Source organism: Butyrivibrio sp. (assembly GCF_017940685.1).
Lineage (GTDB): Bacteria > Bacillota > Clostridia > Lachnospirales > Lachnospiraceae > Butyrivibrio.
Genome location: NZ_JAGAYD010000211.1, coordinates 14,142 through 38,664, shown reverse-complemented (window position 1 = coordinate 38,664; position 24,523 = coordinate 14,142). Strand labels below are relative to the sequence as shown.

Below are 24,523 nucleotides of genomic sequence, written 5' to 3'. Positions count from 1 at the left end.
TGAAAGAAGAGAACCTGAAATTCAGTCAGAGAGCTGGTCAAATGGTGCGATAGAAGATGTGATGGGGGTCAAGGCAGTTACTGATGGACAGACAGTAACTATTTCCTATAAGACTAAGAGCACTAATGAGTGGGAACATACCTGGCAGAATTATCCTCTTACAATAACCTATCCAGATGGTACAACGCAGCAGATCATTATTGATTACAACAAGGGTGTTCACGGAGATAACTGGTCAGATATTCCGGGATTTTCTGTTTCTGAAACTTCTGATCAGGCAGATACACTTACACTGAACATTTCTATTCCTGCTTCATATTTTGCAAGTCAGGACTTTACAGTAAGCAGCCAGAATTATTCTACAAGCGTAAATGGAGAAGCCATTGAAGATGTATCAACCAATGACCCTGATGCAGTTTACGACGGCATTGGACTTGATGGAAACTTTAATGACTGGGATGCGGTAACCAAGTATGACTTAAAAGAGCCCGAAGGTGATCATAATGTTGAGTCTGTAGCGTGGGTTATCGATTCTGACAGAGGATATGTTTATATCTACATAAAAGATGATGGTAATAATTCAGCTACATGGGCAGGTCCTAATCACAACGGTAAGTTTGAGATCTTAACTGATCTTGGAAACAGAATGCTGATACAGCTCACACAGGATGGCGCTGTTGTAGCTGCCAATGGATATGATGCAGTTCATCAGGGAAGTCAGTGGGAGATCGCAATTCCGATAAGCGAACTGCCTGCAAATACTGGTGGCCTTTCATTTGGGCTTTACATGGAGGATTCTTCACTTTCAGGATATGGAGATACTGGAGAAATAGCATCTCCTGTAGGTATAACCTATGATGGTAATTCAGATGACTGGACCTACTATCCATCAACTCTTATCCAATATGCAACACCTGGAACTCAGGAGGTTGTTGTGGATGGAGAAGCCAAGCAGTATAATGACCAGAGTGAAAATATTTACGGATACTGCACAACACAGATGCCTGCTCATTTAAATGAGAGAGGCGGCGAATACACTCAGGCTGTTTCTGTGCTTGTAAATAATGACTGGAGCCACGCATTGGGGATGAGACTTGTAACAGTTGATGCCAGTGGCAATATAGATTGGAATCCTCAGAGCCAAGGACTTGAAAATGGCAGCTATGAATATTATATTTTCTCTTTAGATGCATGGGGCGCAAGTAAAAATATAAATGAACTTGTAGGAGCTGATGTCTGCTATGGAAAAGCGACTATAAATATTACTGACACACAGCAGGAAATGGAATGGTATGTAAATACTGTTAAGCTGGCAGAAAGATATGGTATAGATGCGACAGATGTCAAAACTGTATCGACAAAATATGGAAGGATTGGACAACAACTTGTTACCTGCGCGGGAACAAGCACAGGTCCATGGGGCGGAGCTGCAATGTGTCTTCTTAGCGCAGCTGTTCCATTTGTTATAAAAAAGAAATTCATATTTTAATATATCAGGCTAGAATTTGCAGACACTGGGAATGGTTTTCTTTGATCCCCAAAAGGTCAACGAAACCTTCCCGGTGTTTTTTTGTCTTTATAAACATTTCACAGAATGTTGGCAATAATGTTACGGATAATAGTATATAATATAAATTGAGAACTAAGGTACGGAGGTTTACCATGCCTATTACATCACGTATATCTGCTTTTCTTTCAACCATCAATCCGTCAAGTACTACAAAACTTATAATCTTCATAGTCCTTGTAATTATCTGGCTTCTCAATCTTAGGATATTCTATAAAGTAAAAAATCAGGCTGCATTCATAACCATAGGAATGGGTGGTCTGTTTATTCTTATGATGATATTTCTTCGTCCCATTGCCACCATGCCTTTAGCCAGGATAGTTGCTGCTCTTGCGGGACTCTTTGGCCGTGTAACAGGCTTCTTTTCAGCCTTTTTCAAGTATGGTATCATTTTTGTTGAGACACAAGGCGGCTCCATGACACTTCAGATTGATTTTGAGTGCTCAGGTATCATTGAGATCATGGTATATATTGCGATCCTGGCATTTTTCAAGGTGTACACAATTTCTGAAAGAGCAATCCTTTCGGCAGTTGGTGTGATCTATATAATTCTTGCAAACGCTTTAAGGATCATAATAATAGCTACTATGATCCATTTTGGTGGAGAGCAGATGTACTACATAGCCCACACCTATGTAGGCAGAATATTCTTCTACGCAGCAACAGTGGTTTTGTACTTCTATGTATTTACCAAATCACAGGTTGTAAGGATGAAGGTTGGAAGCTTCTCCTATGATAAAGAAAAAACTGACGCTCCTAAGGAGAATGAGCAAAAGGAAGATAAATAAATATGGGTATCAGTACTTTTTTTAATTCCTTCATATTCTGGGGCGCCTGGGTAATTATCCCTTTCATAATGGAGATAATACCTTCAATTGGAAGTGCCATTACGCTGATAAAAAAGCGTATACGTAATTACCATCCAAAGCCCCCTCTTGCATATCCTGAGATTTCTCTTATTGTGCCTGTTTACAACTCCTATGATTCACTTAGGGAGTGCATTAAATCCATACATGACTCAAGCTACGACGATTCGAAAATAAGAGTATATCTGGTAAACAACAGGACCAAGGACGATTCTTTTCATGTGTACACTGAAGCACAGAAGGAATTTCCGACAATCAGGATGCAGTGGCTAAATGCCAGACAGGGAAAGAGCAGAGCCCTTAACCTTGCTCTTTATAACAGCACCGGTAAATACATAATAAATATAGACTCAGACGGAGCTCTTGAAAAAGATGCACTAAAAAACATGATAGATGTGTTTGAGTCTGATTCATCTATAGGCTGCATGACAGGTGCAATCCTGACTATTCCGCAGCAGATCGAAGAGTATAAGCATTTCTTTTCAAGACTCCTTCGCCAGATAGAGTTTGTTGAGTATGCACAGGCTTTTCTTGCAGGAAGGAGCTACGCCTCTGAAAAGAATGAAATCTACACCCTTTCGGGTGCGTTTTCTGCTTTTAGAAAATCAACAGTTCTAAAGTCCAGAATGTATAACACTAATACTATCGCTGAGGACACCCAGATAACATTTCAGATGAGATATCTGATGGGACAGAAGGTTAAGCTTTGCGATAATGCGATCTATTTTGTTGGCCCTATAGAAGGCATGAATAAGCTCTATACCCAGAGGCAGAGATGGCAAAGGGGATCCTTGGAAGTTGCCAATATGTTTGATTCCAAGGCTTTTCGCCCAAGCAGGATGCTTAAAGATGTTAACGTACGAACTCTTTTGTACGACCACACCTTTGCATTCCCCAGGATTGTCTGGATACTTGCCCTTGTGTGTCTGTACTTTATGGACTTTTCAACCAAGATGATCCTGCTTTCAAGCGCTCTTATAATGCTTATTTATGTGGTCATCGCCTATTTGTATTTTTGGTCCATCAGCATATTCCTAAGAGAGTTTCCGGACATCCAAAAATACTACAAGTCGCTTTGGTGGGCTATTCCAATTTTGCCACTATTTAATATGCTGACATTCTTTATCAGACTTACCGGTATTTTCAACAGCATGAATACCACCAGTGCCTGGAAGACCAAGACCTTTACGGAGGAAGTAGAAGAGTATAAAGCTGTTGTAAAAGATGATATGAAGAAGATATCTCTTTTAAACTCAAAGCTCTATCATTTTATGAACGAATCATGAACAAGACTAAGGAAAAAAGCGGACTAGTAAGTATTCCACTTATCTTAATAGCGATGCTCCTTGTGGTCACGGCATTTGTTGCTCTGACCTACTTTGAGATGCAAAGATATGAGGATGGAATACTGGATGTCTGTGCAACTCAGCAGGACAGCTATGTTCAGCTGGTTATAGATCAGATCAACCTTAAGGAGAACAGGACAGATCAGGAGATCATAGAAAGTATCTTAAGTACTTTGGATTCTTCCTCCAACAGATACTGGACATTTTCTAAAGACCAGACAATGCTGTATGTAAAGGATGCTCTTGAAACCAACAGATATCAAGCCCTTACAGCAAATTCCTACTATACAACAGACTCTTCAATGGGCTTCATAAATGACTTGGAGCTCAATAAGGTTAAGCACGAGAGGATATTCTTGGACAATAAGGAATATATTGCCAGCGGCGCTCTGTTTGACTATGAAGGTGAACAGTACAGGATATGTCTTTTGACCAATACCACAGTACTTCTTGATAACAACAAGTTCCTTGGATCAAAGATGGAACTTATCATCATATTTGTAGTAGCCTATTCTGCAATCTTTGTACTCCCGATCGTACTAGCAATCGGAAGTAACAAAAATAAGAAAAAGGTGTATTCAACTGAGGCTGATCTTAAAGAGGCCAACAATGTAATAGAAGTTCTTAATGAAAAGATGGTAAGAGATGAGATCTATGACAACAGGCTAAATCTCTTTAATTTTACTGCCATTGAAAAGTTCCTTGAAGAATACAAGAAGCAGATCAAGGCTTTTCCTATTTCTTTTATTGCATTCAGGTATGGCCAGAAGGAAACAGTATCCAATTTCTTTGGAGCCAACTGCATTCTCTTTGGGAAAAGAGATATCAAATTCTATGATGGCAAGAACCATCTGGCGCTTATCATGTCTGTTAAATGTGACAATGATAAAGCAAAAGATATAGCAAAGAAAGTTAAGGCTGATGCAGAGCTTTTGTCAGTTGAAACTGCAAGGTCAAGGCTGGATATAAAAATGGTTTACGACAGGACAATGAGAGCCATGGGTAACCCAGAGATCGTGTCCATGATCTCTGGTGATAAGCCAATGAGGCCGGATTCCAGAACGGAATCAAGATTTAGATCAAAAGAAGATAAATCTTAAGAGGTAGAAAGTTGCGTAACGATGCACTTAGAGAATATAAGTTCAAATTGTACTTAAACGCCAATCACTATGTGATCTTTAATGGCAAAAAGGGTGAGAGTCATCCCCATACCTGGGAGTTTGCCATAGAGCTTTTGGTTGATAAGGACAAGTTCATCATGTTCCTTGACTTTGAGAAGGCAATCGATGATTTTTTGGAGCCTTTTCAGGACAAGCTCCTTAATGATATTAAGCCCTTTGATACCATAATCCCGACTCTTGAGAATATGCTGGATTACTTTGCACCTATTTTTTACGAGGAGATAAAAAAGATTGGCGGACTTCTGATTAAAATCGAAGCCAGTGAGACCCCATCAAGAACCTATGTGTATTCCTTCAGGGGAAGAGATGAGTATTTAAATGATATAAAAGAGCACATGAACACGGCTCTTAATAATATAGTACATTCCATCGTGGAAGAGAGTTTAGATGAAGAGTAAAATACCAGGGCTACTAGCAATCTTAATAACCATCGCATCGCTTTTTGGGATTTCTTTTCTTCTTTGGGAGTTTATTGTTTTAAACGGTCTTTATCCCAGTGGACAGGATGCTTATTATCACCTTTTCAGGGGAGATATGCTCTATAAGTCTATTGTAAGAGATGATTATTACCCTCTTTATAATAGCTACTGGTACAACGGCATTCAGCCCCTTAGGTATATTGCGCCTCTTTCTGCGGTTCTACTTGCTTTATGTGAGATGTACTCAGGTGGGCAGGTATACATAGCTTACATCTATTACTGCATTCTTTTATTTGTTCTGGGGCAGATAATATGGACCACTATTGGGTTTAAAAAGAAAAGGCCTATAACCGGAGCAGTATTTGGCATCATCTGGTATTTTCTTCCAGTCAATATCTATGTTTTATTTAGCCAGGGCAATTTAGCCATGGCTCTTTGTGTTTTTTTAATTCCGGCATTTCTTTTAGCTGTATCAGAATATCTTGGCAGTAACAGGTTTAAAGACCTGGTGGCAATAATGCTCTTTAGTTGCCTTATGATCCTGTCACATACTGGAACAGCACTTCTTCATTTTCTTCTTGTATGTATCTATATGCTTTTGCAGCGCCTTTATTTTAGGAACCGAAGAAGAATGATCAAGGTTTTTGTAAGCTTCTTTATTTCATTCCTTATCTGCGGAATCTATACAGTTCCTATGCTGATAGGAGGCTATGACTTTGAAAAGCTTGATAAGGCTGGTAATTTCTTCCAGAGTATTTTGATCACTTTAAATCCTGTATATAGGATTAATTCGCCGGAAGCAGCTTATTTTGGGCTTTCGCTGGTTATCATCGCCATACTTGGAATAATGGTAAGTAACAAAAAATCTGCTCCCATGTATATCTGTGCTGTACTGACAGTTCTTTTGACCGGTTCTACAGCATATCTTATGATCCGCATAATCCCAGGAGCGGAGATGCTTTGGATGCTGATGCTTCTTCCGGGGGCTGCATGCTTTGTTCTTCTTGGAACAATTTATTGGGAGAAACTAAGAAAATGGATACTTTTAGTATTTGTTTTACTTATTGCTGTTGATTCTATACCTTCTCTTTACTGGATTTACGGCTATGGAAATGGCAGGCAGCCAGGTCAGAGGATTGTTGAGCTGTCCGAAAGAACTCTCATAAAAGAAGCAAAAGAGCTGACAAAACAGAGAGTTGCCTTTATTGACCTTGGAGAACTTCCAGGAGAAGGTGTGTTTGCTCTTGGCTATGGGCCAGATGGTGTCCAGCAAGTCTTTGGGCAAAAGTATGAGACCGCTGTTACAAGCGATAATACCAGAAGACTCAACATGGCTCTTAATGATGAGTACTATGGTTATCTGTTTGACAGATGCATAACTTTAGGAGCTGACACTGTTATCATTGACAAAGAGCAGGTTCCCTACGGAGAAAAGAGCCTTGTAAAGCTTGATAAGGCTGCAGAAGAGTGTAACTACGACTTTCTTTATGAAAACAGCAGATACATGCTTTATCATCTTTCCGGGATCGATACATATTATGGAACTAAGACTGACTACGATGCCATAGGTATCGGATATAGTGCATATTCTCTGTCACTGGCCTTCCCAAATATCAGGGAAACCAGTGATGAGTATTTGGACCACTACAGTTATGAGGAGCTTTCAAAGTATAAGACTGTGTATCTTTCAGGCTTTTATTATGATGACAGGATTGCGGCAGAAAATCTTGTAAGAAAGCTCTCTGAAAATGGTGTAAGGGTAGTAATACTGGCAGATGGCATGCCAGAAGACAGGGATACCAGAACCAAGACTTTCCTTGGAGTAACCTGTAACGTGATACAGTTTGAGAATGGCTACCCAATACTGTATACCCAGGATTTTGGAGAAATGGACTGCGACCTGTTCCCAAGAGGATATTCAAAGTGGATAACCTACTACTTAAATGGTCTTAAGGACGTAAGGGGAACAATTTACGACAACAATATTGAGCTGGCGTTCTTTGGATCAGGCATCAATGAGAATGTATGCTACATAGGACTTAATATTCCTTTTTATTACTATATAACAAGGGACTCCCATGCTGAAAAGATCATGCAGTGGGTAATGGGAATGGAGCCAGCGATCCTTCCGGATAAGGAAATATATCCAATTGAAGTTTCGTCATTTCTAAATGGTTTGATGATAAACAGCCCTGTTGACGATCTTAATACCGGGATTGCTTATCAGGACATATTCAGGTCTGATAAAGCATTAAGTGAGGATAACAATCTTTTGGTTGTTGGAAGCGGAAACACGATTATCAGAGTGGTTTATCCATATTTGATGGAGAGCCTGATTACCACAGGAATTGGTGTGATCCTTTGCATGATCTTCCTTATTTATTGCCTGGCATCGGAAATAAGAGACAGGGAAAAGGCGGTTCATAAGTCAGAAATAGAAGATGAAGAGGAAGATGCAAATGCAGATGACATAAAAGAAGATGTCCGGGAAGATACTGGTTCAGAAGAAGCTGCAGATGAAACTGTGGCAAAAGATGCTGAGAATAAAGATATTGAAAAGCCGGAAAGCAAAACCAAATACGACCTTAAAGCATTTGACCTCGACTTTACGACAGGAGATGATTTTGACATTCCATTTGGAAAAAGAAAAAAATAAGGAATGATGCAGATGGAAACTGTATTTTTAAAATCCAGTGCCCCAGTTTCAACAAAACATCTGCTTATATAGTTGATTGGCGTTGTGCAATATGCTATAATAGTTAAAAATGTGACATATTGCATGTAACTATAAAATTTGCAATGTCAAAGGAGGTTTTTTATGTTATTTCAACTTTACAGCGACCATGCATCTATGCAGCTGATTGGTTGGATATTAGTGTTTGTGGGACTTATTCTCATGAACGAGATTGGTCGTAGGACCAAATTGGGTGGAATGATCGTATTTGTAGCTATTCCTACAATCCTTACAGTTTATTTCATCCTTGCACATGTAGGTATGTTTGGTGGCAAGTCAAATCCTACTGTAGCATTCATGGACGGCTGGTTCCATTACTTCAAGCTTTACGCTGCTGATATCGGTTGTGTAGGCTTTATGATGATCAAGTACAAATGGGGCATTGGCAAGGAAAAATGGTTCAAATGGTTCCCATGGTTCATCGTTGCAGCTAACATCATGATTGCTAACGTTTCTGATATGGAGTCTGCTCTTGCAGCATTCTCAATCACAGGCAACCTTTCAGGTGCTTGGTGGGCATCAAACGAGGGTGTATTCATCTATGGTGGATGGTGGAACGTTGTTAACGCTCTTGCAGGACTTATCAATATCTTCTGCATGACAGGATGCGTACATCTTTACACATCAAAGGACAAGAACCATGCAGATATGCTTTGGCCTGATATGACAATCTGGTTCATCTTTGCATACGATGTTTGGAACTTTGAATACACATACCTCAACCTTCCTACACATTCATGGTACTGTGGTGTAGCACTTCTTCTTGCTCCTACATTTGCTAACGCATTCTGGAACAAGGGCGCATGGATCCAGAACCGTGCTAACACACTTGCAATCTGGTGCATGTGGGCACAGGTTGTTCCTGCATTCCAGCTTTCTTCACGCTTTGCAGCAGCACTTCCTTCAGTTTACGGCGGAGCAACTGAGGCTGGCATCACAACAATGGATCTTTACGCAAAGGCTATCGAGCTTTACAATTCAGGGGCTGGTAAGACAGCACAGGCTGGTGATATAATCTCCTCTATGGGTATCACCGCTAATCCTACAGCTCAGGGTGTTGTTGCAATTCTTGCAATTGCCATCAACGTGATCTGTATGACTGAAATCATTAAGAGATCAATCAAGCTTGGTAAGAATCCTTATGCAAACGAAGTATTTGGTGATACCAAGGACTTCCAGCTTGCAATGGAGCGTGCAGAATAATGGATAATGTTCGAGTAATTGAAGTCAAGAGGAGCATCTTTGAGAGTAACGACAAGGATGCAGAAAAACTCAGAGGAGAGCTTAAGGAGTCTAAGACTTTTCTTTTAAACCTTATGTCCAGCCCTGGATCTGGTAAAACAACTACACTTAAGAGGACCATTGAGACTCTTAAGGACAAGTACAGGATCGGCGTTATGGAAGCGGATATCGACTCAGATGTTGATGCAAAGGCCATCGCTGAGCTTGGTGTTAAATCAATCCAGCTCCACACTGGTGGAATGTGTCACCTTGACGCTGACATGACAAGACAGGGTATTAAAGAACTTGATGTTTCAGATGTGGATTTTGCGATCCTTGAAAACGTGGGTAATCTTGTTTGCCCTGCTGAGTTTGATACAGGAAGCACTAAAAATGCCATGATCCTTTCAGTTCCTGAAGGTCATGACAAACCACTTAAGTACCCACTTATGTTCTCCATTTGCGACGTGGTACTTATTAACAAGATGGATGTTGCTCCCTACTTTGACTTTGATCTTGAAAAGTGCAAAGAGTATATACATATGCGCAATCCAAAGGCTATCATCATTCCTATCTGTGCTAAGACAGGTGAAGGAATTGATGAATGGGCTGCGTGGCTTTCTGATCAGATAGAGGAAGCTATAAAGTAAACATAGATCTGGCATTGAGATGAGAGAAAGCCATGCGATAAACAGGGGAAGTTTATCTTAACCTTAGTTTCGCATGGCTTTTACTTGTATATGGATCAAATGAAATTTATTTAAGGCAGACAAGGTAAAGACAAATGCATGAACTTGGTGTTGTTTTTCGAATAATTGATGACCTTACAGAGGTGGGAAAAGAGAATAATCTTGAAAAGATACATTCAGTAACCCTGCAGCTTGGAGAAGTTTCAGGTGTGGTACCTTCTCTTTTGGACGACGCTTGGAAGTGGGCTGCTGCCAGGACAGAGCTTATGGATGGGGCAGAGCTTATTATAGAGACCCTTCCTGCTGTAACCTTTTGTGAGGACTGTAAAAGTGAATATGAAACCGTTGCTCATGGCAAGATCTGTCCCAACTGTGGCAGTGAACATACATATCTCTTAAAGGGCAACGAGTTTATGATAAAAGAAATTGCGGCAACGTAAACTTTAGTTTTGAGCGGAAGAAAGGTAGGAGAAAGAATGGTTGATATGAATACAATGGATATGAAGGATCTAAACACTCCATATTCGCTGGATCCAAACCGTAACAGAATTGACCCAAGAGCTGGCATCATTCCAGAGTGGGTAGATATGAATGCTCCTTTCAGAGAGCCCCTGGCAAGACTTGCCAAGGCTATTACTGACAGGAAAGAAATAAAGCTCGGTCTTGAAAAGATCACAAAAGAAAGCCCTGAGTACTGGGGCATTTACAATCTTGTAACTGATGAGCAGTGCGAGATTGCTCTTAAGATGGAAAAGAGAAAGCCAAAGACATTCGAAGAGGTTGCTGCTCTTTGTCCTGAATACTCAAAAGAGGAGCTGCAAAAGCACCTTGATGAGATGTCATATCACGGAATCATTGAGTGGAACTACGAAAATGAAAAGCATGTTAAGCAGTATGTTCTTCCTATGTATGTTCCAGGCTCTGCTGAGTTTGGCAACATGAACGGCAGAGTTATTGAAGAGCATCCTGAAGTAGGACCTTTCTTTGAGAGAATGAGCCGCATTCCTCTTGAGGGACTTACACATATGGTTCCTATGGGTGGTGCAGGCGTTGGTATGCATGTAATCCCTGTTGAAAAGGCTATTGAGATGGAGAATACAGCCATCGGCCTTGAAAAGATTTCTTACTGGCTTGACTACTATGAGGGAAAATACGCAGCATCTCCATGCTCCTGCAGAAGAAGCAGAAAGACCTACGAGCAGGGCTGCGCTGATGATCCTGAAGGCTGGTGCATCGCTATCGGTGATATGGCTGACTACGTAGTTGAAACTCAGAAGGATGGCCGCTATATCACCAAAGAGGAAGCCCTTGAAATATTTAAGCAGGCTGAGGACAACGGTTTCGTTCATCAGATCACTAATATTGATGGCGAGCACAAGATTTTCGCTATTTGCAACTGTAATGTAAATGTGTGCTATGCGCTTCGTACCTCACAGCTTTTCAATACACCAAACATGTCACGTTCAGCTTATGTTGCTCATGTTGACAAGGAAAACTGCGTTGCATGTGGACGCTGCGTAGAGGTTTGCCCTGCTGGTGCAGCAACTCTTGGACAGAAGCTTTGCAAAAAGGATGGAAGCGAAGTTACCTATCCTAAGATGCCTCTTCCTACAGAAAAGAAATGGTCTACAGAGATGTGGACTGAGGACTACCGCGACATCAACAGGATCAATACACACAAGACTGGTACAGCTCCATGTAAGACAGCATGTCCTGCTCATATTCCTGTTCAGGGATATCTTAAGATGGCAGCTCAGGGAAGATATGAGGAAGCTCTTGCTCTTATCAAGAAGTACAATCCACTTCCGGCTGTATGCGGACATGTATGTAACAGACGCTGCGAGGATGCCTGCACAAGAGGCACCATCGATCAGGCTATTGCAATCGATGAAGTTAAAAAGTTTGTTGCAATGCGCGATCTTGAATCAGATACCCGCTACATTCCCAAGAAAGTCATTCCTAAGATCGGAGCCGGCTTTGATGAGAAGGTAGCTATTATCGGTGCAGGTCCTGCAGGTATTTCCTGTGCTTACTATCTTGCACTTAAGGGCTACAAGCCTACACTCTTTGATAAGAACAAGAAGCCAGGTGGAATGGTCACATATGGTATTCCTTCATTCGTAATGGAAAAGAATGTTGTAGAAGCCGAAGTTGATGTACTTAGAGAACTTGGTGTTGATATCCGCCTTGGAGTAGAGGTTGGAAAAGATATCACCTTAAAGCAGCTTAGAGAAGAAGGCTACAAGGCTTTCTATATCGCCATCGGATGTCAGGGCGGAAGAGGAGTAAACGTTCCTGGTGAGGATGCTAAGGGAGTTCTTAAGGGTGTTGACCTTCTCCATGAGGTTATTGACGACGAAAGCTACAAGCTTACTGGTGATACAGTTGTAATTGGTGGCGGTAACGTTGCTATCGATGTTAGCCGCACAGCAATTAGATGTGGATCATCCAAGGTTACACAGGTTTCCCTTGAGACAAGAGACATTATGCCAGCACTTCCTGAGGAAATCGAAATTGCCGAGTCTGAAGGCATTGAGCTTAAAGGCGGCTGGGGACCAAAAGAGATCCTTACAGAGAATGGAAAAGTAAAGGGAATCGTATTTAAGAAGTGCACTCAGGTTAAGAATGCTGAGGGACGCTTTGATCCTAAGTACGATGAGAATGAAACTATGGAGATTGCCTGTGAAAATGTGATCCTTTCTGTTGGACAGGCAACTGTATGGGGAGATCTCTTAAAAGACGAGAACGTTGAGTTTAGAGGACCAGCTCCAGCAGCAGATAAAGTGACATTCCAGACTACTGTTCCGGATATCTTTGTTGGTGGCGACATGTTCTATGGACCTAGATTTGCCATTGATGCCATTGCTTGTGGAAGAGAAGGTGCTGAGTCTATCCACAGATTTGTTCAGCCTCATTCTTCACTTACAATTGGGCGTGACCCTAACTTCTTTATCGAACTTGATAAGGATGATATTTCTGTTAAGGATTATGACCACGTTGGAAGACAGACAGCAGGTGTAAAGGCAAGCGCTGATGGCAAGCTTTCATTTAGAGATAACAAGCTTGTATTTACAGAGGAACAGGTTAAGAAGGAAACTTCAAGATGTCTGTCCTGTGGTGCATCAATTGTTGACCCTAATAAGTGCGTGGGCTGCGGACTTTGCACAACAAGATGTGAATTTGATGCTATCAAGCTTACAAGGGATAATCCAGACTGCTCAACCATGAGAAAGGCGGAGGACAAGCTTAAGTACATCCTTCCAAATGGTGCAAAGCAGGCACTTGCAAGACCTTTCGTAAAAAAGACTCCTAAAGAGACTGCATGGCTCAAGAAATAAGATTATAAATGCCGGTTCTTTCGTGACAGAGGGGACGGTTCTTTTGTCACATTGCATTTCATGCAACGTGACAAAAGAACCGTCCCCCTGTCACAAAAGAACCGTCCCCTCTGTCACGAAAGAATCGTTCCTTATACCATATACTTGACGAAATGAAATAAAATGTATATTAATATGAAAGTGAACGTTACAAACGTGTCAATCAAATTGTGAAGGGGACACTTATTCTAAATGGCAACAAAGAAAGAAACCAAGACAAAGAAAAATTCGCTCCTTATAGTTGAGTCACCAACCAAGGTGAAGGCTATCAAGAAGTTTTTGGGTTCAGGATATGAGGTGGCAGCCAGCAATGGCCATGTCAGAGATCTTCCAAGAAGTTCTATGGGAATCGATATAGATCATGACTTCGAGCCCAAATATATAACTATAAGAGGAAAGGGAGATGTCCTTGCAGAACTGAGAAGACAGGTCAAGAAGGCTGACAAGGTTTACCTTGCAACTGACCCGGACCGTGAAGGAGAAGCCATAAGCTGGCACCTTTGTGCAGCTCTTAAGCTTTCAGAGGCTGATGCCAAGGTTCAGAGAGTAACCTTTAATGAGATAACTAAAAATGCTGTCAAAGAAGCTATGAAGCATCCTAGAGATATCGATATGAATCTTGTAGATGCCCAGCAGGCAAGGCGTGTTCTTGACAGAATGGTTGGTTATGAGATTTCTCCTATTTTATGGTCCAAGATAAAAAGAGGCCTTTCAGCAGGTAGAGTTCAGTCTGTTGCTCTTAGGATAATCGCAGACAGAGAGGAAGAGATAGACTCTTTTATACCAACAGAGTATTGGACTTTAGATGTTAACCTTATGGCAGATGGTGAGAAGAAGCCTCTTGTAGCTCACTACTATGGTAAGGGTAACGAGAAAAAAGAAATAAGCTCAAAAAAGGAGCTTGAAGAGATATTAAAAGAGCTTGAAGGAAAAAAGTATGTTGTAAGCGATGTAAAGAAGGGCGAGAGAAGCAAAAAAGCTCCACTTCCGTTTACAACATCTACACTTCAGCAGGAAGCCAGTAAGGCGCTTAATTTCTCAACTCAGAAGACAATGAGAGTTGCTCAGCAGCTTTATGAAGGAATTGAACTTGGCAAAGAGGGCACAGTTGGTCTTATTACATACCTAAGAACAGATTCAACAAGAGTTTCAGCAGAAGCTGTTGAGGCTGCCAACGACTATATTACCAAGAACTTCGGTGAAAAGTATCTTTCAGAAGGCGCAACCTCTAAAAAGAGTGAAGCTAAGATTCAGGATGCTCACGAGGCCATCAGGCCAACTTATATAGACAGAACACCTGTAGTTGTTAAGGACTATCTTTCAAGAGATCAGTTCAGACTCTATCAGCTTATCTGGCGCAGATTCATGGCAAGCAGAATGGCTGCTGCCAAGTATGAGACCACATCTGTCAAGATTGACTGTGGAGAGCACAGATTTACCGTTGCAGCATCCAAGACAGTGTTTGATGGATTCCTTAATGTGTACACCGATGAGGATGATCAGATTGAAAAGAATGTGATCATGAAAAAGCTGGATACAACAACCAAGCTTAAGTTTGACAGCTTTGATTCTCAGCAGCATTTTACACAGCCTGCTCCTCATTATACAGAGGCATCCCTGGTACATGACCTTGAAGCTCTTGGAATAGGAAGACCATCTACCTATGCTCCGACAATCTCAACGATCATGGCAAGACACTATATCACCAAGGAGAACAAATCTCTTTACATTACAGAGCTTGGACAGGCTGTGAACAAGATGATGATGGAGGCTTTCCCTCAGATCGTTGATGTGAACTTTACATCCAACATGGAGGCCCTTCTTGATGGAATCGCAGAAGGCGATGTAAAGTGGAAGACCGTAATTGAGAATTTCTATCCTGATCTCAATGAAGCTGTTACAGCAGCTGAAAAAGAACTTGAAAAGGTTCAGGTTCAGGACGAAGTTACAGATGAAGTCTGCGAGCTTTGTGGCAGAAACCTTGTCATCAAGTATGGACCTCATGGCAAATTCCTTGCATGCCCGGGATTTCCTGAGTGCAAGAACACCAAGCCATATTTTGAAAAGATTGGTGTTTCATGCCCTAAGTGTGGTAAGGATATAGTTCTTAAGAGAACCAAAAAGGGTCGTATCTTCTATGGATGTATAGACAATCCAAATTGCGACTTTATGTCATGGCAAAGACCAGTTTCAAAGAAATGCCCTAAGTGCGGCGGCGTGATGTACGCTAAGAACAACAAGCTTGCCTGTGGCAATCCTGAATGTGGTCACGTAGAAGATAAAGTAAAAGAATAAACGTAAAACTAATAATACAAATTTTCAGAAATCTTTAGCTTTTTTTCATAATTGTAGGCGCTTTATTGTTTGAAGCGCCTATTTTTTTGTGATATGATACAAATAGTGTAGGGACATATATTGACGCTATTTCGTAAATATCATCGTTCCTTTACACAATGGGGAAAAACGTTAAAAAGGAGAATTCTGATGAGTAGTGTGCAACTACTGGATAAGACTCGAAAAATAGGAAAGCTTCTTCATACAAGCAATTCTGGGAAAGTGGTTTTCAACGACATATGCAGGGTCTTGTGTGACATTTTATCCTCAAACATGTTTGTTATCAGCAAAAAGGGTAAAGTATTAGGAATTGGTGAGAGTAATGATGTTGAGTCCATCAGTAACCTTTTATCCTGCAGCGTAGGCTCTTTCATAGATCCGATGCTAAATGAAAGGCTTCTGACAATTCTTTCTACCAAAGAAAATGTCAATCTTGAGACTTTGGGATTTGAAGGTGTTGATTCCTCCAAGTTCCAGGCTATCATCACACCCATCGAAATTGCAGGTGAAAGGCTTGGAACACTCTTTATCTATAAGACTGACAAGCCTTATGACATTGACGACATTATCCTTTGCGAGTATGGAACTACAGTTGTTGGTCTTGAAATGCTAAGAGCTGTAAATGAAGAAAATGCCGAAGAGAGCAGAAAGCTCGCAGTTGTTAAATCGGCTATTGGAACCCTTTCCTTCTCTGAAATGCAGGCTATCATCCACATATTTGATGAACTTGATGGAATGGAAGGTGTACTGGTTGCCAGCAAGATTGCTGACAGGGTTGGTATTACAAGAAGCGTCATCGTAAACGCCTTAAGAAAATTTGAGAGCGCCGGGGTAATAGAATCCAGATCTTCAGGAATGAAGGGCACTTACATCAAGGTTACCAACGATGTGGTATTTGGTGAGATCAAAAAACTAAAGCAGGAAATATAATTTGCCGATGTATATTGTATAAACAATAACAGCGACATGGATGTGAAATATGATGAAAGGATTTATCAGATATGGTATGGTAAATCCTTTCTTTGTTTTTTACATAGATTTTGTGTAGGCAAAGTTCAAAAAACACAATATAAAGTATATTATGCTTGTAATTTACATAAAAAGATTTTATTATTAAATAGAATAATAAGGAGGAGTGGGTCTGTGATTAATAGCAATGTATTTGATTACATTAATGTTATGGACAAGGCTTCAGATGCAGCCTGGACCAGAAACGAGATAATTGCCAATAACATTGCCAATGTTGACACACCAGGCTATAAGAGGCAGGATCTCAATTTTGAGGATGAGCTTGAGAGGGCTCTTGGTCACAACAGATACAAGACCATGGATGAGAAGGTTGCGAATCTTAAGAACAAGCACCTTGAGGCCAGGGTTGTCAACGATTATTCAGGCTTTTCTTATAGGACTGATAAAAATAACGTTGATATTGATACTGAAAACGTTATGCTTGCAGCTAACCAGTTAAAGTATCAGGGACTTATGTCGGGACTTAAGCATGAGTTCAGTACTTTGGCCATGGTTACCAAGTCTTCATGATAGGAGGTGCTAGATGAGCATATTTGATTCTTTTAATATAAATTCATCAGGTATGACTGCTCAGAGATTCCGTATGGATATAATCTCTGAGAATATAGCCAATTCCAATACTACAAGGACAGCAGATGGGACACCATATGTGAGGAAGGTTGTTACTTTTTCAGAGAAGGGCACTCAGACTCCATTTTCCAGGATCCTTAATGAAAGGCTTGATCATTATTCAGGAAGAGGCGTTAAAGTCTCATCCGTTCAGGACGATACCTGGACTCAGATGAATATAGTTTACGATCCATCCCATCCAGATGCGGATGAGTATGGCTATGTTACATATCCTAATGTCAATACAGTTACAGAAATGACTAACCTCATAGATGCAAGCCGCTCTTATGAGGCCAATGTAACTGCCTTTAATGCAAGTAAGAACCTTGCAACCAGGGGACTGGACCTTGGCACTAATTGATAAATAGCTTTAGGAGGGGATTATGGCATCTCTTGATATTTCTCAACTTAGAAATGTTAGTAGTGATGTGATAAGGCATGCAGAAAAGACAAATAGCAAAGTTTACAATGTTCTTGGCGATTCAGGGGACGGAAATGACGAATCTTTTAAGAACATTTTCCAAGCGGTAGTTGATAATATCTCTACAACCAATGCTTATTTGTCAGATGCAGAAAATGAAGAGATCAAATGGGCTTTGGGGCAGACTGATAATACCCATGATCTTTCCATAGCGCTTCAGAAAGCCAGCACAACTTTGCAGTATACAGTTGCAATCAGAGACAGAGCTCTTTCTGCATACAGAGAGCTTACACAGATGCAGATCTGATTCTTCTGTTTAGTGTGTTTTAGTAATAGAGGGGAGGGAGAAATATGCCAGAAAGATTTAGGGCTATTTGGCAGAAAGTTCTCGATTGGTGGAATGCGTTTACAGCCAGGCAAAAGACCTTGATAATAGGTGCCAGCACGGTTGTACTGCTTACCATCATAATTTTGGTGTCTGTTTTAAATCAGCCACAGTACGTTACTTTGGTTAATGCCAATTCTACCAAGGAGGCTTCCGAGATCAAGGAACTCCTTGATTCCAATGTGGTAAATTATAAAATGTCAGACGATGGATTGGAGTTCCGGGTTCTTAAAAAGGATCAGGGAAATGCCAGTCTTCTTTTGGGTGCCAATGACATCCAGTCCTATGCATACAGCATCGACAATGTTACCAATGGAAGCTTTTCAACTACAGAATCAGACAAGCAAAAGAAATACGTGCTTTATCTGGAAAGCAGACTTGAACAGGACTTTATCTCAAAGTTTGATGCTATCAAATCGGCCAATGTGCAGCTTAATATCCCCGACAATGATGGAACACTTATAGGTAATCAGGAAGAGGCTTCTGCCTGGATCCTATTGCAGATAAGCGAAGACGGTAAGTTTGATGAAGAGAATGCTGCCTTTTTAGCAAAAGCTGTTGCTGTAGCTGTCGGTAACGAAAATACTGATAATATTGTTATTCTTGATACGGAAGGCAACATGCTCTTTTCCGGAGGAGAAGATACAACAACTTCAGGCCTTGCATCAACGCAGCTGTCTGTCAAAGCAAAGGCAGAGCAGCTTGTTAAGTCTGAGGTTAAAAAGGTTTTGCTTGGAACCAAGCTGTATGACAATATTGAGGTTGCAAGTAACCTGGTGATGGATTTTTCGAAAAAGGAAGTAACAGATCATCAGTATACTCCTGCAGAGGACCAGACACAGGGTGTGTTAAGTCATGAGGATACCTATAACGCTGAAAATGTTAACGGAATAAGTGGTATTCCTGGAACTGACTCCAATGCAGATGATGAGACGACTTATGTTACGCTGGATGATACCAACTCCACGTCATCAATTACTGAGGAGTCGAGGGACTATCTTCCAAATGAGAAGATAACCACTGAATCAAGTGTACCAGGTGCCATAAAATACAATGAATCTTCGATTTCTGTTACTGCGATAAACTATCTTGTTATGAAGCAGGAAGACTATAAGCCTGATGATCACGATGGCGCTACCTGGGAGGATTTCAAGGCTGGCAATACACAGCCTGTAGCAATAGAAGTTCCGGAAGAGATGATAAATGTAGTTTCAAAAGCTACTGGTATCAAGGCGGAAAATGTTGCTATGGCAGCATATACAGAGTATGTGTTCTTTGACAGAACAGGTGCAAACATAACTGTCACAGATATACTTCAGATCGTGCTGATCCTTGTGATCCTTGGACTTTTGGCATTCATCATCATAAGAAGTATGTGGACTTCCAAGAAGACAGAAGAGGAGCCGGAACAGCCAGAACAGCTATCTGTTGAGCAGCTTCTTGAGTCTACACCTGAGGAAGTACTCACTGATATTGAGATGGATACAGGATCTGAGACAAAGAGACTTATTGAGAAGTTTGTGGATGAGAATCCTGAAGCTGCTGCAACACTTCTTAGGAATTGGCTCAATGAGGATTACGGCTGATCATTTGCTCTTTATTAAAAAAGTTTTTGTGAGGGAATTGTTATGAATGACATGGACACTGGCGGAAATCCCTTGATCGCCGATTTTACAGGAACACAAAAAGCAGCGATTTTGCTGATCGCACTTGGGCCAGAAAAATCATCTGCCATATTTAAGCATCTCAAGGAAGAGGAAATTGAGGAGCTGACACTTGAAATTGCCAACACAAGAAGTGTCACATCTCAGATCAAGGAAGCTGTCCTTGAAGAGTTTTACGGCGTTTGTCTTGCTCAGCAGTACATTGCTGAAGGCGGTATCACCTATGCTAAAGAGCTTCTTGAGAAAGCCCTTGGTGAAGACAAGGCTCTTGATGTTATCAGTAAGCTTACTGCATCACTTCAGGTTAAGCCTTTTGAATTTATCCGTAAAACTGAGCCATCACAGCTTCTTACCTTCATACAGGATGAGCATCCTCAGACAATTGCCCTTATTCTTTCCTATATGTCAGCATCCCAGAGTGCTATGATCCTTTCTGCTCTGGCGCCTGACAGACAGGCTGATGTAACAAAGCGTATTGCATCCATGGACAGAACAAGTCCGGATACCATAAAAGAGGTAGAAAAAGTATTGGAATCAAAGCTGTCTTCTCTTGTAAACCAGGATTACACCATTATTGGCGGTGTAGATGCAGTTGTAGAAATCCTCAATACTGTAGACCGTGCCACAGAGAAACATATTATGGAGACACTGGAAATCGAAGAGCCAGAGCTGGCAGACGAGATCAGAAAGAAGATGTTCGTATTCGAAGATATCCTTCTTCTGGACGACCGTTCTATCCAGAGAGTGCTGCGTGAAGTTGAGAATTCTGACCTTGCTCTTGCATGTAAGAGTGCTACTGAGCAGGTACAGACCGCGATCTTCAATAACCTATCTAAGCGTCTTGCTGCTATGATCAAGGAAGATATGGACTTCATGGGACCTGTACGTATGAAGGACGTCGAAGAAGCTCAGCAGAAGATCGTAAATGTCATCAGAAAGCTTGAGGATTCTGGTGAGATCGTAATCTCCAGAGGTGGAGGTGATGAACTAGTTGTCTAATCTTTTTAAAGCTGGTTACGTAACCTACGACAGCACAGAAACCAGGATCATTGATAATAATGACCTTGCCAATAAAAAGATCGAAGCGTTTCAGGAACAGGAACTTAAACGTCAAAGAACCCAGATGGTCCAGGAGGACAACTATCCGGACATGCAATCGGGGGAGGACTTTATTCCTGGTATTGAGATGGAACAGCTTTCCCAATTAACAGAGGATCAGAGTATGCTAGAGCCAGTTCCTGATCCTCAGTTTGATATGGAGGCAATGCAGGCTGAGATGGATCTTAAGATTCAGCAGGCTCAGGAGCAGGCAGATATGATCATTCAGAATGCCCAGCAACAGGCAGATGCCATAATGCAGGATGCCATGCAAAGGGGGCATGATGAGGGATATCAGGCGGGCTATCAGGAAGGCGCTATGGCTGCTCAGGCCCTTAAGGATGAGATCGATCAGCAAAGGGGTGACCTTGAAAAGGAATATCAGCAGATCGTTGATGAACTTGAGCCTGAGATGGTTGATGTTCTTACCCAGATCTATGAGCATGTTTTTAATATCGAACTAAGGGAAGATAAGGGAATCATACTTCATCTTTTAAAGACCACTCTTTCGAGAATAGAACCAGGCAAGGACCTTATTGTTCATGTTTCTTCAGATGACTATGATGACATCATGGATGAAAAGGAAGCATTAAATGCCTGCGTAACATCTCCTAATACTACAATGGAGATAATAGAAGATCCGCTTCTTAAAGAAAATGAATGCATGATCGAGTCTGACAGCGGAGTGTTTGACTGCAGTCTCGGCGTGGAGCTGTCAGAGATATCAAGAAAGCTTAAGCTTTTGTCCTTTGACAGAAAAAGAAGATAACGGTGGACAAAGATGCTTGTTTCTTCAGTTGATCTATCTAAATACAAAAAAATGCAAAATGCTCCATTTTACCGGACAAGAGGTAAGGTGGTCAATGTAATAGGACTTACTATCGAGTCAGCAGGACCTGATGCCAAGCTTGGTGATATCTGCCTTATTTATCCCAAGAAAAAAGATAATGAGTCCCTTACTGAGTTTGTGGCAAAACCATCTATGGCTGAAGTTGTTGGCTTTAAGGATGGCCATGTCCAGCTGATGCCTTATGAAAACACCAGTGGAATTGGAAATGGAAGTATTGTTGAAAACACTGATTCACCGCTTCGAGTAAGCGTGGGTGAAGGTCTTCTTGGAAAGACCCTTGATGGTCTTGGAAGGATCGATGGAACCAGCTACGGCCAGGGAACTGCTCTTGAAGGCGGTATTGCGTATTCTGTTGAAAACCAGCCTCCGGATCCCATGACAAGAGATCCTATTTCAGAAGTTCTTTCTCTTGGAGTTAAGGCTGTTGACGGCCTTCTTACTGTAGGTAAGGGCCAGCGTATAGGCATTTTTGCAGGATCTGGTGTTGGTAAGTCCACACTTCTTGGAATGTTTGCAAGGAATACCCAGGCAGACATCAATGTCATAGCCCTTATTGGAGAGCGTGGCAGGGAGGTTCGTGAGTTCATAGAAAGAGACCTTGGTGAAGAGGGTATGCAAAGGTCCATTGTTGTCTGTGCTACATCAGATAAACCAGCCCTTGAGAGACTTAAGGCTGCCAAGACAGCCACATCCATAGCTGAGTATTTCAGAGATAAGGGAAAAGACGTACTCCTGATGATGGATTCCCTTACCCGTTTTTCAATGGCCCAGAGGGAAATCGGTCTTGCATCAGGAGAACCGCCGGTATCAAGAGGTTATCCGCCTTCAGTTTACGCCGAGATGCCCAAGCTCCTTGAGAGGGCAGGAAGGTCTCGAAGCGGATCCATCACGGGACTATACACAGTCCTTGTAGATGGTGATGACATGAACGAGCCTATCACAGATACCGCCAGAGGTATCCTGGATGGCCATATTGTACTTAATCGTAAGCTCGCGCAAAAGAACCATTATCCGGCTATAGATGTTCTTGCCAGCATTTCAAGATGTATGTCAGCTATTGCTGATCCTGAGCACAAGAAGGCTGCAGGTAAGCTAAAAAACGTTCTGGCTACATATAATGACGCAGAGGACCTTATCAATATAGGTGCTTATAGAAGCGGCGCCAACAAAAATATCGACTATGCTCTTTCTAAGATAGAGATGGTTAACGCTTTTCTTATGCAGGAGACTGATGAGAAATTTTCTTTTGAAGAAATAAGGTCCCAGCTGATCAATATGTTTGCGGATTAAGAGATGATGGTTTATGGCAAGATTTGTTTATAGAATGCAGAGCGTTCTAAATATCAAGCAGCAGACTGAAAATCAGACAAAAATGGAGTTTGCACTGGCTCAGAATGAGCTTAATCAGCAGCTTGATATACTGGATGAATATGTTAAGAGAAAAGAGAGATACTTAAGGGAAGCGGAAGAACTTCGAAATGAAGATTCATTAAAGCTTCAGGATATCCTGGATAATCAGTATGCCACTGCTCAAATGGACGTCATGATAAAACAGCAGTCCATGGTAGTAAAGCAGTATGAAGAGCGTGTTGAAAAAGTGAGAGTTAAACTTACAAGAAATGTCCAGGAAAGAAAGATGCAGGAATCCTTAAGAGAGAGGGCATTTGCAGAATTTCTTGAGGAGCAGAAACAGGAAGAAGCAAAAGAAAACGACCAGAGAAGCAGCTTTACCTACGCACAAAGACAAAAGGAAGAATAATAAATGGCTGATACCAGTTTATTAAATGGCCCGGAAGATCCCAAAGCGGCGAAGGCCAAGCTAAAAGCAGATAAAAAAGAATATGCAAAAAAGCTGAAGGAACAAAGAAAAGCCCAGAAGGAACAGGAGAGAGAATTTGCCGACAGGACTGCTGAAATTAACGGCGACAACGCAGGTGGTCTGGCAACACTGGTTATCACATTCCTGATCATACTGATCTGGCTTGCTATCATGGCTCTTTTGGTGAAGCTGGATGTGGGAGGCTTTGGTTCAGATATCCTGGCTCCCCTTATCAAGGACGTTCCTTACCTCAACCTGATACTTCCTGATGGATCAGTTCAAAAAGAGACTGAAACCACTCCGGTTGTTGTTGATGGCACCATGGTAACAGATGGCACTCAGGAAGGGGCAAGTCTATCTACCTTGGATGACGCCCTTGCCTATATCAAGAGACTTGAAAAGGCTCTTCAATCAGAAATGGAGCAAAACAGTGCGCTGACTGCTGAAAACGAAAAACTTAAAGCAGAAGTAGCACGGCTTGAACCTTTTGAACAGCAGCAAAAGTCCTTTTATGAGGAAAAGGCCAAGTTCTATGAAGAAATAGTATATGGGGAAAATGCTCCTGATGCTGAGCAGTATCAGGCTTACTATGAGATGATCGATCCTGACAACGCAGCAGAGATATATAAAAAGATCATTCAGGGTCAGGCTGATGATGCGGCAATAAAGGCTTTTGCAACCACCTATTCAGGCATGAAAGCTAAGTCCGCTGCCAAGATATTTGATGAGATGGTAAAAGAAAATCAGATCACACTGGTTGCTAAGATACTGGCGCAGATGAGTGTTGAAACAAGGGGAGATATTCTGGCAGCCATGGAGGAAGGGAATGCAGCCAAGCTAACACAGCTTTTAGAGCCAACTTCACTTGAGAATAAATCTACTAAGGTTACTGGCTAAAATGCTTGAGGAGAGTG

General features: G+C 41.5%; 21 protein-coding genes. All 21 read left to right on the top strand.

Annotated elements, in window-relative coordinates; genetic code table 11:
- Window positions 1-1,489, top strand: a 1,489-nt coding sequence (locus J6I68_RS12895; protein ID WP_292220911.1) for a Firmicu-CTERM sorting domain-containing protein, incomplete at its 5' end; no start/stop codon positions are given.
- A gap of 173 nt (window positions 1,490-1,662) precedes the next feature.
- Entirely contained in the window at window positions 1,663-2,355 is a 693-nt protein-coding gene (gene xrtG / locus J6I68_RS12890) for an exosortase family protein XrtG (protein ID WP_292220910.1), read from the top strand.
- 2 nt (window positions 2,356-2,357) lie between these two features.
- Window positions 2,358-3,719, top strand: coding sequence for a TIGR03111 family XrtG-associated glycosyltransferase (locus J6I68_RS12885; RefSeq protein WP_292220908.1), 1,362 nt, complete (start codon window positions 2,358-2,360; stop codon window positions 3,717-3,719).
- Window positions 3,716-4,879 carry a hypothetical protein gene (locus J6I68_RS12880; protein WP_292220906.1) on the top strand — a complete coding sequence of 388 codons (1,164 nt, stop codon included), beginning with the start codon at window positions 3,716-3,718 and terminating at the stop codon, window positions 4,877-4,879. Before J6I68_RS12885 ends, J6I68_RS12880 begins: the two co-directional genes overlap by 4 nt.
- 11 nt (window positions 4,880-4,890) lie before the next feature.
- Complete coding sequence (locus tag J6I68_RS12875; protein WP_292220904.1) at window positions 4,891-5,358, top strand: 6-carboxytetrahydropterin synthase; 468 nt, start codon at window positions 4,891-4,893, stop codon at window positions 5,356-5,358.
- Window positions 5,348-8,035, top strand: a complete 2,688-nt coding sequence (locus tag J6I68_RS12870) for a 6-pyruvoyl-tetrahydropterin synthase-related protein (protein WP_292220902.1) — start codon at window positions 5,348-5,350, stop codon at window positions 8,033-8,035. The genes J6I68_RS12875 and J6I68_RS12870 overlap by 11 nt, the downstream gene beginning before the upstream one ends.
- A 162-nt stretch (window positions 8,036-8,197) precedes the next feature.
- Window positions 8,198-9,316 (top strand): DUF5692 family protein, encoded by a 1,119-nt coding sequence (locus tag J6I68_RS12865; protein WP_292220900.1) that lies wholly within the window; start codon window positions 8,198-8,200, stop codon window positions 9,314-9,316.
- Window positions 9,316-9,984: a hydrogenase nickel incorporation protein HypB gene (gene hypB, locus J6I68_RS12860; RefSeq protein WP_292220898.1), complete on the top strand. Its 669-nt coding sequence runs from the start codon at window positions 9,316-9,318 to the stop codon at window positions 9,982-9,984. The genes J6I68_RS12865 and hypB overlap by 1 nt, the downstream gene beginning before the upstream one ends.
- 134 nt (window positions 9,985-10,118) lie before the next feature.
- Window positions 10,119-10,463: a hydrogenase maturation nickel metallochaperone HypA gene (locus J6I68_RS12855; protein ID WP_292220896.1), complete on the top strand. Its 345-nt coding sequence runs from the start codon at window positions 10,119-10,121 to the stop codon at window positions 10,461-10,463.
- A 147-nt stretch (window positions 10,464-10,610) separates the two neighbouring features.
- Window positions 10,611-13,361: an FAD-dependent oxidoreductase gene (locus tag J6I68_RS12850; protein WP_292220912.1), complete on the top strand. Its 2,751-nt coding sequence runs from the start codon at window positions 10,611-10,613 to the stop codon at window positions 13,359-13,361.
- A gap of 231 nt (window positions 13,362-13,592) precedes the next feature.
- Window positions 13,593-15,695: a type I DNA topoisomerase gene (gene topA, locus J6I68_RS12845; protein WP_292220895.1), complete on the top strand. Its 2,103-nt coding sequence runs from the start codon at window positions 13,593-13,595 to the stop codon at window positions 15,693-15,695.
- A gap of 189 nt (window positions 15,696-15,884) precedes the next feature.
- On the top strand, window positions 15,885-16,664 hold the full coding sequence (codY, locus tag J6I68_RS12840) for a GTP-sensing pleiotropic transcriptional regulator CodY (protein WP_292220894.1): 780 nt from the start codon (window positions 15,885-15,887) through the stop codon (window positions 16,662-16,664).
- Window positions 16,665-16,877: 213 nt separating this feature from the next.
- On the top strand, window positions 16,878-17,273 hold the full coding sequence (flgB, locus tag J6I68_RS12835) for a flagellar basal body rod protein FlgB (RefSeq protein WP_292220892.1): 396 nt from the start codon (window positions 16,878-16,880) through the stop codon (window positions 17,271-17,273).
- 13 nt (window positions 17,274-17,286) lie between these two features.
- Window positions 17,287-17,733: a flagellar basal body rod protein FlgC gene (gene flgC / locus J6I68_RS12830; RefSeq protein WP_292220891.1), complete on the top strand. Its 447-nt coding sequence runs from the start codon at window positions 17,287-17,289 to the stop codon at window positions 17,731-17,733.
- A gap of 22 nt (window positions 17,734-17,755) precedes the next feature.
- Entirely contained in the window at window positions 17,756-18,100 is a 345-nt protein-coding gene (locus tag J6I68_RS12825) for a flagellar hook-basal body complex protein FliE (RefSeq protein WP_292220890.1), read from the top strand.
- 44 nt (window positions 18,101-18,144) lie between these two features.
- The gene (gene fliF / locus J6I68_RS12820) at window positions 18,145-19,764 is read left to right on the top strand and encodes a flagellar basal-body MS-ring/collar protein FliF (RefSeq protein ID WP_292220888.1); all 1,620 of its coding nucleotides are present in this window, start codon (window positions 18,145-18,147) and stop codon (window positions 19,762-19,764) included.
- Window positions 19,765-19,806: 42 nt separating this feature from the next.
- Window positions 19,807-20,841: a flagellar motor switch protein FliG gene (gene fliG, locus J6I68_RS12815; RefSeq protein WP_292220886.1), complete on the top strand. Its 1,035-nt coding sequence runs from the start codon at window positions 19,807-19,809 to the stop codon at window positions 20,839-20,841.
- Window positions 20,834-21,709, top strand: coding sequence for a FliH/SctL family protein (locus J6I68_RS12810; protein ID WP_292220885.1), 876 nt, complete (start codon window positions 20,834-20,836; stop codon window positions 21,707-21,709). Before fliG ends, J6I68_RS12810 begins: the two co-directional genes overlap by 8 nt.
- A gap of 12 nt (window positions 21,710-21,721) precedes the next feature.
- Window positions 21,722-23,080 (top strand): flagellar protein export ATPase FliI, encoded by a 1,359-nt coding sequence (gene fliI, locus J6I68_RS12805; RefSeq protein ID WP_292220883.1) that lies wholly within the window; start codon window positions 21,722-21,724, stop codon window positions 23,078-23,080.
- A gap of 13 nt (window positions 23,081-23,093) precedes the next feature.
- A complete protein-coding gene (locus tag J6I68_RS12800; RefSeq protein WP_292220881.1) occupies window positions 23,094-23,549 on the top strand; it encodes a flagellar export protein FliJ in 456 nt (151 codons plus the stop codon).
- Window positions 23,550-23,552: 3 nt separating this feature from the next.
- A complete protein-coding gene (locus tag J6I68_RS12795) occupies window positions 23,553-24,506 on the top strand; it encodes a hypothetical protein (RefSeq protein WP_292220879.1) in 954 nt (317 codons plus the stop codon).
- The last annotated feature ends 17 nt before the right edge of the window (window positions 24,507-24,523 follow it).

Coding starts and splice junctions, on each gene's coding strand:
- xrtG (WP_292220910.1), top strand. CDS start 1,663: ATGCCTATTACATCACGTATATCTGCTTTTCTTTCAACCATCAATCCG.
- J6I68_RS12885 (WP_292220908.1), top strand. CDS start 2,358: ATGGGTATCAGTACTTTTTTTAATTCCTTCATATTCTGGGGCGCCTGG.
- J6I68_RS12880 (WP_292220906.1), top strand. CDS start 3,716: ATGAACAAGACTAAGGAAAAAAGCGGACTAGTAAGTATTCCACTTATC.
- J6I68_RS12870 (WP_292220902.1), top strand. CDS start 5,348: ATGAAGAGTAAAATACCAGGGCTACTAGCAATCTTAATAACCATCGCA.
- J6I68_RS12865 (WP_292220900.1), top strand. CDS start 8,198: ATGTTATTTCAACTTTACAGCGACCATGCATCTATGCAGCTGATTGGT.
- hypB (WP_292220898.1), top strand. CDS start 9,316: ATGGATAATGTTCGAGTAATTGAAGTCAAGAGGAGCATCTTTGAGAGT.
- J6I68_RS12855 (WP_292220896.1), top strand. CDS start 10,119: ATGCATGAACTTGGTGTTGTTTTTCGAATAATTGATGACCTTACAGAG.
- J6I68_RS12850 (WP_292220912.1), top strand. CDS start 10,611: ATGAATGCTCCTTTCAGAGAGCCCCTGGCAAGACTTGCCAAGGCTATT.
- topA (WP_292220895.1), top strand. CDS start 13,593: ATGGCAACAAAGAAAGAAACCAAGACAAAGAAAAATTCGCTCCTTATA.
- codY (WP_292220894.1), top strand. CDS start 15,885: ATGAGTAGTGTGCAACTACTGGATAAGACTCGAAAAATAGGAAAGCTT.
- flgC (WP_292220891.1), top strand. CDS start 17,287: ATGAGCATATTTGATTCTTTTAATATAAATTCATCAGGTATGACTGCT.
- J6I68_RS12825 (WP_292220890.1), top strand. CDS start 17,756: ATGGCATCTCTTGATATTTCTCAACTTAGAAATGTTAGTAGTGATGTG.
- fliF (WP_292220888.1), top strand. CDS start 18,145: ATGCCAGAAAGATTTAGGGCTATTTGGCAGAAAGTTCTCGATTGGTGG.
- fliG (WP_292220886.1), top strand. CDS start 19,807: ATGAATGACATGGACACTGGCGGAAATCCCTTGATCGCCGATTTTACA.
- fliI (WP_292220883.1), top strand. CDS start 21,722: ATGCTTGTTTCTTCAGTTGATCTATCTAAATACAAAAAAATGCAAAAT.
- J6I68_RS12800 (WP_292220881.1), top strand. CDS start 23,094: ATGGCAAGATTTGTTTATAGAATGCAGAGCGTTCTAAATATCAAGCAG.
- J6I68_RS12795 (WP_292220879.1), top strand. CDS start 23,553: ATGGCTGATACCAGTTTATTAAATGGCCCGGAAGATCCCAAAGCGGCG.